Here is a 12,409-nt window from a genome sequence, read left to right as displayed (position 1 = left end):
TGTGACTGTTGATGAGGACGACATCGACACGATCCTGTCAACGGGTACGAGCCCAGATTACTGGGGCCTTGAAGCTGATGGCAACTGGACTGAATTCTTGAGTGGTTCTGCGAATGCAGCGGGAGATCTTCAGAACACTGTTGACTTTGGTGCTGATGGGTATGCTGGCGCTGGCTCGTTCACCTTTGTTGGAGATGCGGCGCAGCAACTGACTGATCTTGGCTTGTCTTCTGACGGCGATGCGGTTCAGTTCCAGCATGCGCAGCTAAGTGCGACTATTACATTGATGGTTGGTGTTGCTGGTGGCCGTCCGGTTATTGGGCTGCTTCTGAATACCGAGACTGGTGAGTTTGCGGTGTTGCAGGCCGATCAGCTGGACCATGTGACTGGTAATGGTGAGAACACTGCCCTTCAGCTTCTCAATGGTGATGAGCTTGCTGCCATCGACTTTGGTGCTGTGATCATTGCGACAGATGGGGATGGGGACACTGTTGCTCTGGATGGCAAGTTGGATGTGACGGTTGTTGATGACATCCCAGCGCCAGAACTCTGGGTTGATGATCATATTCGCATTGACGAGACCCAAGGGCCGCATAGTGACAACATTCCACCTTGGATCGGTTCTGATACATTCAAAGATGTTACAAATACAGGTGGCGATTTTGATTTGAATGGCCCCATCTATGCTCGAAATGACGTCCTGGACGGGTCCTTGAATGTAGGAGCTGATGAAGCCGGCAGCTACGAAGTCACTCTCGAAATTGCCAGTGATGGTGTTTCATCTGGTCTGTTTACGACTGAAGGTGATGAAATCTTTCTCTCTGAAGAGAATGGGCTGATTGTTGGTCGTCTTGCCGGGGGGGATGGCCGCCCTGAGGGACTAGCCGTTTTTGCTATCCATGTGCATCAAAATGGTGATGTGTCTATGGTTCAGTACATGTCTATCAAGCATCCAGATACGACATCTTCCGATGAGCATGTGTCACTTGATGGCAAGGTAACAGCAGTTTTGACTGTTACGGATGAAGATGGCGATGTGGTTTCCACGCAAGTGCAGATTGGTGAGCATCTGACGTTTGATGATGACGGCCCGTACATTCACGACTTCACCGTAACTGGTGAAACTGTAGAGCTGGATGAGACTGCAGGACAGCAACTTCATGAAGTTGTTGCTGTTCCAGATTCTGATATCAGTGCTTTGTTTGCCTCACTGGATAGTCAGGCTGCAAATGATCCGGATATGGAGACAATTTACGCTCATAATGTGAACTTGGTTGAAGCCAATATCTATATTGGAGCGGATGGAGTTGATGCTCCGGAAGTCACCCTGGAAATTGCTGCTCAAGGCACAGATTCTGGTTTGCAAACGACAGATGGCTCTCAAATCAACCTTTATACTGAGGGAGATTTGATTGTTGGTCGTGCGGGTGATGCCAATGCTGCTGTTGTCTTTGCTGTCTCGATTGATGAGTACGGTAGCTTGAGTGTTGTTCAATACGCATCTTTGAAACATGTTCAGAACGAGAACGACCATACGCTGGACTTAGCAGGCAAAATCTCTGCTGTTTTGACCTTAACTGATGGAGATGGGGACACAGACACTGCATCTGTCGATATTGGTGACAAGATCATCTTCCATGATGATGAGCCCACTGCCACGGGAGCTGGTTCGAAGATCACAGTAAGCGAGGCAGATGATTTTGGCGTGGCGACTTCCGGCACGCTTCAGTTTGAAGGTGGCTCAGATGGAGCTACCGTAACTGCTGCACGGATCGTTGATGATCAAGGATATGCACGCCGTATTGATCTGGAAGAACCTAAAGGTCAACGCAGTGACTTCCTGACTGTTGGCGGGGAGAAGGTCGTTCTTTCCAGCACGACAGCACCAGATGGTGTGATCACCATTGAAGGGGCAACTGAAACTGGCGGTGCTACCGCATTTACTGTGATTGTTCAGCCTGATGGGGCCTATGAATTTACTCAGCACCTTGGTTTTGATCACCCAGATGTTGGTGAGGCAGGTAGTGACGATCGTATTGATCTGCGATTGCGTTTCACTGTCACAGATGGAGATGGTGACACATCAACTGCGACAGCTGTAATCTCTGTCGAAGATGATGAAGTTGTCCTAACAGGCGCGTCTCAAACAGCAACAGCGGATGAAGATGATATCGTCAACTTGAACTCTGGCGTGCAGGGGAATGCCCCTCGCGATGGGGATCAGGATGGTTCGACGACAGGTGAGAATGACAACAACGGACCAGCTTATCTGACTGATAATATCAGTGCTCTTGTCGATTTTGGCAATGATGGCGGCACGTTTGATATCTCAGCTGATGCGGTTGCGAGTTTAACACAGATGGCTCTCACTTCAGGTGATGAACCGCTGTCCTATGTGGTGATTGATGACAAGATTGTCGGTTACGTCGAAACTGATGGCAACACAGAGTACAGTTTCCAGAATGATCGCCCAGTGTTCTCGCTGGACCTGACATCTGACAGTGGTGATGTGGTCTTCAAGCTGTTTGATCAACTGGATCATGTTGCTGGCAATGGTGAGAATGATGTTCAGCAACCTCTAGTGATCGACTTTGGATCCGTGATTGATGCGGTTGATGGCGATGGTGACAGCGTTAATCTTGCTGGAAAATTCTCTATCAAGATTGTTGATGACGTGCCTATCATCGATAGCAGCTCTTATGAGATAAATCTTGTTGTCAACGGTTCCTTTGAAGAGCCGGATATTGGATCTTCCGGACATAAAGCCATCGATACAATGTCTGGCTGGATGTCAACCAATGGAACTAAATTTGAGCTGCATTCCGACAGCTTCAGTCCATCATCTGATGGGGATCAGTATCTGGAACTAGATAAGGATGGAGACGATTCTGGTAAAGTTGATGGTATCTACCAGAATATCCAGACGGAAGCGAATACACAGTATGAGTTGACGTTTGACCTTGCTGATCGGGCTGACAATGGTCCAACCAGTGATGTGAGGGTGCTTTGGAATGGTGTTGAGGTTGGTGAGTATTCAACCAACAGCACTAATTGGACAACCATCGCTCTCAATGTGGTCGGAACTGGTCAGCCCGATGGTGACCGTCTTGAGTTCGTTGAACTGATGACGCCTGACCAAAACAACGGCCTTGGCACCTATCTGGATGACATTCAGCTTCACAAAGTTGGGCTTGTAGTTGATGAGGCAGACCTTGCTAGCGGGAATGCAGAAGTCTCTGGCAGCCTGCACATCAATTGGGGGACTGATGATGCCGACAGTGATGTTTCTTCTCCTGTGCATGGTTCAGATCGCAGCGTTTCCTTTGTCAATGTTACAGATGGGGAGCAGGCGAAGACTGGTGGCAACATAGCACTTGAATCAGCAGGTGCTCCTGTCTTGCTCCAAGCGTTTGGTGCTGTTCTGATTGGCTACACCGGTACGGCTCCTGCGGATGCCAATGATCTGAGCAATGCAGTCTTCAAAGTGACATTGTCTGATGATGGTTCAGGCACGTATACATTTGAACTGCTTGGACAGCTGGATCATGAAGGTGATGAAGGAGAAGGTCTTTCTTTGTCCTTCGATTTTGAGGCGAAGGACAGCGATGGTGATAGCGTTTCTGGCGACTTTACCGTCAACATCCTTGACGATGTGCCAGCTGGTGCCGCTGATAATGCGATTGGCTCTGAAGATGTTGCATTCGATATCAATGTTCTGAGCAATGATGCTGTTGGGGCTGATAAAGACGCAACTGTTCTGCTTGAAAACGCTGGGGTTACTGTTAAGGGCGGCAGTGTTGTTGTAAACTCTGATGGTATTGTGAGGTACTCACCTGTTGCCGACTTCAACGGGCAGGATAGTTTTAGCTACCGTATTGAAGATGCTGATGGTGATGTTTCTGATGTGATCACTGTGACAGTTGATGTCACTCCAGTGAATGATCGTCCAGTCCTGACTGTTACAAATGTTCAGTCCAATTTTGCAGAAAACGGGGTCGGACCGGTTGCTGAATTTAGTGCCTTTGATGTTGATGGCGATGCGCTGACATACTCCTTGACGGGTGAAGATGCTCATTTGTTCGAAATCAGAGGCAGTGAAGTTTACTTCAAAGCTGCACCTGATTTCGAGAACCCGTTGGATGTGGACGCTGATCAAGATTATAATTTCAACATCGTTGCGAGTGATGGAACTGATGACGCGAGCGAAGATGTTGAAGTGTCTGTGACAAATCAGGCTGCTGAACTTAATCTGTTCTTCAAGCCAGATAGTTCGGACAAGCTCAAAGTTAGAGATGATTTTGAGGAGCACAACGGTTCCTACGATTATGGTCATGGACATAGCAACGGTGTTGTTATTTGGACTGGAGCATGGACTGAGAACGGAAACCTTGATGGAGATTCCGATTATGGAGATGTTTATGTTCCGCAGCAGGACGGAGCGATCTCCGGTCATCTTTACTTCCCGTCCTGGACACCAAATGGTGAGGGATCCGTTTCCAGATCGGTTGACCTGACGAATGGAGAAAATCTTAAGCTGGAGGTTTCAGTTGGGAACCGTCTGGAGTTCGGTGATGATCAGTTCGATCTTTTGATTGAATGGGATGGAGGAAGTGCCCGTATCCCAATGTTTGATCAATCGACGCAGAGCAGAAGCGAAGTCATTACGATTGACATAAGCAATCTGCCTGGCTGGAGCCCTTCTGAAACTACGATCACTTTTGAAGTGTCTGGTATGGAAGGAACGGACGATTATGCCCGAGTTCTCGATGTGAAGATCACTGGAGACAATGTTATTGATCCTACGACCGAGCATGACATTGACTTTACTCTTGGTGGGGAAGGCGTTGCGATTGCTGATATGCTTGGCGTTAATGATGCCGATAATGACACTTCCAACGATCAACTTTCCAGTGCAGTCATAACGCTAAAGAGTTATCAGCAGGGTGATGCCCTGAGTTTTCTCCCTCAGGGAGCGTTCTCTGGTATCTCTGCCAGGACAGCAGTCGTAGATGGCAATCTGGTTCTGACCCTCTCTGGAGATGCAAGTTACGCAGCATATGTTGCGGCAATCAAATCCATTGAATTCAACACCTCTTCAGACATTGACACGAGAACTATTGAAATGGTTGTCAGCAATGGCGCTGAAGAAAGTGGTGTTGCAACCACAACGGTCAATGTAATTGAGAATACGGATAATCCAAACACCATCGTTGTCGATTATAATGAGCCTGCTTATTCTCAGAACAAGTATTACGAGAATGATCCAGACAAGAACTCAGGGTGGCATTATCGCTTAAATGGTACCGATCAGAACGACAGAATTGAAGGGCAGGGCAACTGGCATAATGATCTGTCTGGCGGTGATGGCAATGATCTTTTGATTGGGGATGATTGGCATCCGTCAAGTAGCCGCAACTATTCTGATACGTTCAATGGTGGTGCGGGTTATGACCGGATGACCAGCGGTAGTGAAGATGATCTTGATGCATTCATCTTCGACGTTCTGGATGGAAGTTTTGATACAATCACCGACTTTGATGGCACGGCTCAGGGGGAAACAGATCAAAACGTTGATCGCCTCGATATTTCGGATCTCCTGAACAAGGCTTTCGGAGACGATGAAATTGATGCTGCAGAAGCTGGTCAGTATGTGAAGATCCAGGAAAATGGTTCTGGAAGTGATGTGCTTGTTGATGTGGATGGGGCTGCCAATGGCGAGAACTGGTCGAAGATCGCTCACCTTGATAACATCAGCAATACAGACACCATTAAGGTGGTGCTGGATGATGATGGCTCTTATAGTCAAGTAGACGTTGTGGCCTAAGAAAAAGCCGGGTCTCATATGAGACCCGGCTTTTCGTATGTTTGTACAGTAAGTGCTCTACTGTTTGTTGAGCGATGGCTTACTGCCTTGCGTTTGCTTCGCGGACGACCCAGGCTGTCTGATCGCCATATATCGCGACAGAGTATCCTTCATACTCACGGATCAAAGCACCCAGCTCGCCGACAGCAAGGAGGCGGCTGCTTTGGTCGATGGACTGGCCGATTTTGTAGCGTTTGTTTTCGCTGTTCAAAACATAACGCTCGCCGATCAGGCTTGCTCCGGTGACAGTCAGAGACGGAGATGAAAGGTCCCGCGTCAGGAAGCTGATGAAACCAGGGTTTCGCAAGCTCTCTCTGATGAAGTTGGAGTAGGGGATCAAATCAATGTTGTTGCTTTTTTCTGATTTGATCAGGCAGTCGCGTGTTGCAGCTGGATTGACTGCAGCTTCCAGAATGTAGCGCTGGCGTTCCTCTGGAAACGTTGTGAGAGCGAGGCTTTCGCTGCTGCTCAGGATATCGAGCCACAGTACAGTCACAGGGATCTGTGAGACTGGTACTGAAAGATTTTCAGAGCAGAGAGGACCCTCAGAGGGCGGCGTTACAAGCAAGGGCAGGAAGTTCTTTTTCAGCTCTTCAGGTATCACGCCTTTGGCCTTAGCGGATTCCATCCAAGCAAGGAACACGACTTCAGCCGCTTCGTTAAGCTCAGGATCGTCCAGAGCGACGTTTTGGAACCGGACATCTGCTTTACTTTGAGAGATTGCGCCCTGTTGCTTTTCGCTTTTTGCTTCCAGCTTTCCGTTTGTCGTCTGTTGGCCTGCATCTGTTTCTTCTAACACTGTCGGCTGACTGGTTGGTGACGTTGATGCTTGAGCGGATGCAATGCCGATGCTACTTAGCAAACGTTCAGTTGCTTTTTGAAGCGGTGTTGCAGGTGCTTCAGGGCCAGTTTTGCGTTGTCCTGCCGCATTGCTCTTGGCGAGGCGGCTGGAAGTTTTTTGATTTGGCTGGCTAGGTGCAAAACCGTCTTGCTGTTTGATTGCCCGCGCCAGTTCCAATACTTTGGTTTGGCGTTCTTCGACCGGTTCATTCGTGAGTGGATCAACAGCAGCAAGCAGGGGTTCAATACCGCCATCAAAGTTGGCTTTGAGATCTACGACCTGTCCGTTTTCTTGTACCAACTTGACGAGAGAACGCAGTGGAATAAACGTAGCGTACTGCCTGGAGTACGAGCGTAAGAAGCCAGACCAGCGATCAATGTCCTGGCTTGCTATGATACCGCTGACTTCAAGAGTTTCATCGTCGAGACGGAAGATGATGGTGTCATCAATCAAAGCACGCTTGGCCAGCTTGCGCACATCCAGAAGATAATCATCTGCAGTTTTGATGTTTGATGTTACGCCGGAGATGCCATTCAGCCCGCGTAGGTCCGCGATTAGCTGGTCAGCACTTGCTTTATCGAGAACAGAACCGCTCAGGGTTAACTCTCCGTCATCCGCAAGTGCGAAGCTTACGTTGGATCCACGAGATTGCAGATAACCTGCAATATCTTTTTTCAGTGTTTCGATGACGCGCACGCGCAAGCGGACAGGTACTTCAGTGCGTTCTACTGCCTCTGTGATTGCCCGGCGCTGAACAGGTTCGCTGACATAGCCTGTCAGATAGATCTGATCATCCACGTCCTGACGCAGGCTCAGTCTTTCTGCAAAGGGGAGATCTGCCAGAGCGATACGCACTGCATCAATGCCGCCATTCGGGAGGGCACTTGCTGTGCGAGGAGATATTTTGCCTGAGCCAACGAGGTAAAAACCACCAAGAACGACGGCGCTTGCAACTGTTGCAAAAGCTATGCGTTTGCGGTGTTTTGCAATTGGAGCAAATATCGCGTCAACGTGCTTTGCATTCTCGCCAAGGATTGAGTTTGCTGCAGAGTTCTCTGCTGTTTGCTCGTCATCTTCATGGGGAGCATTCAACGCTTTGCTTAGTGTTGCCCATTGAGCGTTTTTGGCGCCAAGTGCAATTTTGATGACACCAATGCTGATGACATCAAGAGGCTCAATCTCGACCCATTCGTCATTGCCACTACTTAGGGAGACACCGTTTTCTGTCCGGACATCTCCTGCCTTTGCAGAGATTTCGATTTTGTTGTCTTGCAGGCGTAGCTGCATATGGCTTGCGGCAACGCTCAGATCTGCCAGTTGCAAATCGTCGTTTCTGTCCGAACCAAGTGTATACTCACCCGGCTCGAGCATGACTTCCGCGCCAGCCTGTTGGCCTACAAGAATTTTGAGGATGAGTTTACCCATTCGCCGTCCCACCTAAACAAGCGCTGGAGTTCGCCAGATTGACTATTTGCCAAAAGCGAACTGGAAAATGCCATGGATTGTCAGCGTTCGGGAAGACCGAACCTGTCTCATGGACCTGAATATACAAAGGCTCTCTTCCACACTCGCTTTGGCAACCGGAAGAGAGCCTTTTAAAATGATTTAGGCAATGTTACGTGCGCAGGCCTTGACCATATCGGCGTGCGCCTTCACCATGCTGGTTCGTGTCTGACCCATGGTGGTATAAGTGTTCACAAGCAGCTGCAGAGTGAACATTTTTTCGGTCTCAGCCAAGTTGGAGTTCTGAGCTTCAATGATTTTGTCATTGATCTTGTCCATCTCGGTCTGAAAGCGCACGCTGATGTCGAGCGCGTTCATACCAGCTTTGTTTTCTAATGCTTTCTCAACGGTTGAAGTATACGGGGTATCTACACCTGTGACAAAACTGACCATTTTGAAACTCCTGCTTTTACGCGGCTCTAATTCTGGACTGGAAACTTGCGCAGGACGTCCTGTGCTGCAGCGATGCCGTTTATCACTGTTTGAATACGTTGGTAGTCCACCTCAGTTTGAGGCTCCTCGGATTTTTCACGTACCCAAGAGGAAAGAGCGTCCAATTTCTTTTCGAGTTTTTGGGCATGTTCTGAACCTTGCTGACTTTTTAAAGTCTCTTCCAGATCGGTGACATACATCTCGTTATTGGTGTTTTCGTCTTGCACGCGTTAGTCCTTTGTTGCAACGCTTACCAGCTTCTTAAAAGTTTGATTCATTATTGAGCAAGTTCCGTTCCAGCATTGTCCTATTCAGCACAGTGATAGAACGATCCTTAATTTTTATGATGCCAGCGCGCTCCCACTCTTTCAGGCGGCGATTGATATTGCTGCGTGTTCCGCGTGCCATTGCACCCAGGTCACTCTGTGTAACGATTGCGCCAGAGATCACAGACTTGTCCTTTGGGTTATCGCCCGCAGGGGTGCCGATCGACTCAAGCAGGCTTAGTAGCGCATGTGCCAGGCGAGCCGAGAGGCTTGGCAGTGACAAGCAGCGTGTCGATTCGATGTAGGAGCGATAATGTTTCGCTACAACTACAGCCAGCGCGCGACAAATCTCGGCACTCTGCTCGTTGATGACATGAAATGCAGAGCGTCTGATTTTGTGAACGACTACGTTTCCTAACGCGCAAGCTGTATCTGCGTGAACAGATCGCTGAAAGACACCTAATTCGCCGAAGCTTTGGCCTGCTGTGATGATGGCATAAAGGAAGGTAGATCCATCTTCGCGCAAGTGACTTAAGCGAACATGTCCACTCTCAATGATGTAAAGAAATTCAGCATCATCTTCCTGAAGATAGATGTTCTCGCCGTTTGAGTAGGTTTGGCGAATTGCTGATTGCTCTAAAGATGCACATAATTCATCATTCAGCTCTTGAAACAATGCTGCGTTTTCTTTCCAGCTGCTTTCACCTGAGGATGAGGTGCCAGTATTATGAGCTCTTGATGCGCCTCTACCCAGGCTTGCATCATATACTGCCTTTTCCATAGAAATGTACCGTGTCCTCTTACTTAAATAAGTGCAGCTATTTTAGAGGATGAAGATATACTGGTCTCCGCAGAGCAAATATACTTCGTCTTTTTTTTATTATACTCTACCAATATTCCACCCCAATCTCACTCGTACACAATTGCGAAGAATTGTGCTTCAGAACACGGACAAAACTATAATTAAGACAGCTAATAAGCGAGTCAAGTCTGGCTGTCATCATCTAACTTATATTTTAATGGATATTGACTGTATCCCTCGGGATTGTGATTTTAAGTGCGAAAAAGTCACGATTTCCCTCCGTAATGTGAACAAGTGTGAGTCATTATAAGATTGAAACTGGTGTATACCTGCATGCACTGATTGTAGTTTTTATAGTGAACTCAATTCACCTATCAGATAATCGACCGTTTGCTCGAGTTTTGCAGGGCTAAGTTGTCCTGCTTCGTATAAAACCGCCAGATGTAACGTTCCATCTTTAGATTTCCCTGTATGCAGATTGGTTCCAATTTCAGGTTTGAAGCCAGCTCGGCTCAAAAGAGCTTCATTTGCTGAATTCTGGTCACCCGTTGTGGTTCGACCAAGGCTGACAACGACGCTGTTGCCACCTTCAACAGGGGTAAACGTCAGTTCACCGGATTGTGAAAGGAGGTAAGACAGACTTCCATCCATCTGCGGAGAAAAGGGGATCTTCATATTGTTTGCGAACGCTTCCAGGCTTGACTGGATGGCACTTGAAAACTGCATTCAATCCTCTCCTTTGTTCTTCCTTGGTTTCATGTTGCAGCAGCTATTTCATTAGCGATGACGGGTCAGTGAACAGTAGCTGACGCAGCGCTGAGCTGAGCAAAGTTATTAACCGGCGTAGCGTCGGTTGCTGTTTGATATTGCTCTTCTTCCAGGATCGTCAGCTGTTCTGATAGTACCAGTAATGTTTCGAGTTGCTGATTGCGGATGTTTTCGTTGGTGAGGATGGTGTCAGGAACCTCACGGTGCAATGCAAGCAGGTTGTTTGTGTAGTTCAATGATGCGCTGGCCCCAGCAGGGGCGAGTGGCGCAACAAGACTTTGTGCGTCAGCAGGTGATGTGACTGCTTTGCCCAGATAATGGAACAGTGAGCTTGCCAGCTTCTCTGTGCCCAGCTCTTCCACAACACGTGTGAACTCTGAGAAGCTGCGACCTGTCAGTTTGGTCGCGACATGCACACCCTCATAGACGGTTCGCAGGCTCTTCAGTTTGCCCAGCTCGGTCAGGACCGCTTCCAGATGAGCAGGCTCATCCTGGGTATCTGCAATTTCCAAGCCCTGACTTGCGGCGGTTGTAAACAGGTCCACAACATCATCAAAAGAGGTGAGGGGTGAGCTTTCATTGCCGTTTACATCGTGATGCATTGAATGTGTGCGTGCGATCAGGTCATTGAACTTATCGAAGATGATTCCGAAGTTCGCTTCACTGCGCAGCATGTCGCGGTAGTGCTCGCGGATGACGGCAGGATCGGTTCCCAAGTCCTCGGCTTTGTCATGGGCAAGTTCCGCGACTGCAAAGCCTGCGCGCACATCACGTCCAGTCTCACCGCTTTCCATGTATTCGCGGGCATTGAGCAGAGCTCCCAAAAGAGCATCGTTTGCTCCTGTGGTCTCAAAATGTTCGATAGCGATCTGCAGGGCGGCATACTGGTGCGTTACGTCACCGTCAAACTGCTGCAGGAATGCGAATACGTCCTGAGGGGTGAGTTGTCCTGAGCCATCACCGTTGGTGCTCTGATTGTGCTGATAGTCCTGTAGCCGTTGAACCAAACCTTGCAGTTTATCCTGAGAGGGCATGTCAGGCAGCTTGTCGTAATAGTCGGCAATCCGTGTGATTGCTTCTATGTTAGCGCCTTGCCCTTGTCGGATTGAACGGCTTTCCAGTGATCTTTTGTCGAGGCGTGAGGACACGGCCTGGCCTAGCTCTTCAGCAGCATCTGTCAGTTTGGATGGATTGTTGAGCTGCATGACGCGCTCAGCGCGGCGCTGCCCTGTGGCTTCTGCAACCAGTGGAGCGCCAACTGGCGACTCAGCGTTGTGAGTGGCAATCGTTGATCTTAAGACCTCTAAGCTCATTGAAAAGTCCTCCGCTGATACTACGAATAAGAATATGTCATTTTCATACTTCTTTTAGTGAAATTGCTTTGTGTCGGGCGACACAAGTGGGCTCACCCATTTTGCTAATTCTGTCATTGCTAAATTTCGATATTGAAGGTGTGTCGTTCGGAACAGCGGTGCCCCGGTCTGCCCGTTTATAGAGGGCGTATAGTGCTTTGATGGGAATGTTGTATGGCGAAGACCGGATCCAGCAAGGAAGAGTTGCTTCCCCAGTTCACTGTAAGTGGTGATGCAGGCGCGTTGAGTGCCTATTTGGATGATGCATTAAGCCTTTGTAACGCTGATAAGAACTGGCCTTCAGAAAATGAATGGCAAGATGTGTCTTACCAGATGGTTGCGAGCTTGCAGGAGTTGCTTGATCTTCCTGCCGTTCAGAAAGATCCGGTCGCGCTGAGCTTGATCAACGGACTGCTTGCTTCGAAGAGTTTTGATGACTTTTTGCAGGGGTATGATGCGATTGCTGAGCATTTCACGAAGCGATTGAAAGACAACGAAAATAATAGCGGTGCTGCGCGGTCTCAGTTTGCGAAGCCCCAAAAGAATGCGGGTCGTACTCGCCTTATTTTGTGATGTGAGGAG

Annotated in this window: 8 protein-coding genes; 2 read left to right on the top strand and 6 right to left on the bottom strand. The window is 48.6% G+C overall.

The window, feature by feature from the left end; translation table 11 throughout:
* Nucleotide 1 precedes the first annotated feature (1 nt).
* Nucleotides 2-5,824, top strand: coding sequence for a DUF5801 repeats-in-toxin domain-containing protein (locus PsW64_RS24005; protein ID WP_208980996.1), 5,823 nt, complete (start codon nucleotides 2-4; stop codon nucleotides 5,822-5,824).
* A 79-nt stretch (nucleotides 5,825-5,903) separates the two neighbouring features.
* On the opposite strand, the gene PsW64_RS24000 is transcribed toward PsW64_RS24005, so the two are convergent.
* From PsW64_RS24000 to PsW64_RS23975, 6 genes are all read right to left on the bottom strand, one after another.
* Nucleotides 5,904-8,129 (bottom strand): FHA domain-containing protein, encoded by a 2,226-nt coding sequence (locus tag PsW64_RS24000; protein WP_063305260.1) that lies wholly within the window; start codon nucleotides 8,127-8,129, stop codon nucleotides 5,904-5,906.
* 180 nt (nucleotides 8,130-8,309) lie between these two features.
* Nucleotides 8,310-8,600 (bottom strand): hypothetical protein, encoded by a 291-nt coding sequence (locus tag PsW64_RS23995; RefSeq protein ID WP_057463700.1) that lies wholly within the window; start codon nucleotides 8,598-8,600, stop codon nucleotides 8,310-8,312.
* A 26-nt stretch (nucleotides 8,601-8,626) separates the two neighbouring features.
* Nucleotides 8,627-8,866 (bottom strand): EscE/YscE/SsaE family type III secretion system needle protein co-chaperone, encoded by a 240-nt coding sequence (locus PsW64_RS23990; protein ID WP_063305259.1) that lies wholly within the window; start codon nucleotides 8,864-8,866, stop codon nucleotides 8,627-8,629.
* A gap of 34 nt (nucleotides 8,867-8,900) precedes the next feature.
* Nucleotides 8,901-9,581 carry a Crp/Fnr family transcriptional regulator gene (locus tag PsW64_RS23985; RefSeq protein ID WP_244273233.1) on the bottom strand — a complete coding sequence of 227 codons (681 nt, stop codon included), beginning with the start codon at nucleotides 9,579-9,581 and terminating at the stop codon, nucleotides 8,901-8,903.
* 477 nt (nucleotides 9,582-10,058) lie between these two features.
* On the bottom strand, nucleotides 10,059-10,433 hold the full coding sequence (locus PsW64_RS23980; protein WP_063289327.1) for a hypothetical protein: 375 nt from the start codon (nucleotides 10,431-10,433) through the stop codon (nucleotides 10,059-10,061).
* A 65-nt stretch (nucleotides 10,434-10,498) separates the two neighbouring features.
* The gene (locus PsW64_RS23975) at nucleotides 10,499-11,788 is read right to left on the bottom strand and encodes an HrpJ domain-containing protein (RefSeq protein WP_063305258.1); all 1,290 of its coding nucleotides are present in this window, start codon (nucleotides 11,786-11,788) and stop codon (nucleotides 10,499-10,501) included.
* Nucleotides 11,789-12,001: 213 nt separating this feature from the next.
* Between PsW64_RS23975 and PsW64_RS23970 the strand changes: the two genes are divergently transcribed.
* Nucleotides 12,002-12,400: a hypothetical protein gene (locus PsW64_RS23970; protein WP_063289325.1), complete on the top strand. Its 399-nt coding sequence runs from the start codon at nucleotides 12,002-12,004 to the stop codon at nucleotides 12,398-12,400.
* Nucleotides 12,401-12,409: the final 9 nt, after the last annotated feature.

Origin of the sequence: Pseudovibrio sp. W64 (assembly GCF_001623145.1) — a bacterium.
Lineage (GTDB): Bacteria > Pseudomonadota > Alphaproteobacteria > Rhizobiales > Stappiaceae > Pseudovibrio.
This window is presented reverse-complemented; position numbering and strand designations above follow the sequence as displayed.

Bases quoted from the DNA above. Each gene is read 5' to 3' on its own strand.
- PsW64_RS24000 (WP_063305260.1), bottom strand. From the start codon at position 8,129: ATGGGTAAACTCATCCTCAAAATTCTTGTAGGCCAACAGGCTGGCGCG.
- PsW64_RS23995 (WP_057463700.1), bottom strand. From the start codon at position 8,600: ATGGTCAGTTTTGTCACAGGTGTAGATACCCCGTATACTTCAACCGTT.
- PsW64_RS23980 (WP_063289327.1), bottom strand. From the start codon at position 10,433: ATGCAGTTTTCAAGTGCCATCCAGTCAAGCCTGGAAGCGTTCGCAAAC.
- PsW64_RS23975 (WP_063305258.1), bottom strand. From the start codon at position 11,788: ATGAGCTTAGAGGTCTTAAGATCAACGATTGCCACTCACAACGCTGAG.
- PsW64_RS23970 (WP_063289325.1), top strand. From the start codon at position 12,002: ATGGCGAAGACCGGATCCAGCAAGGAAGAGTTGCTTCCCCAGTTCACT.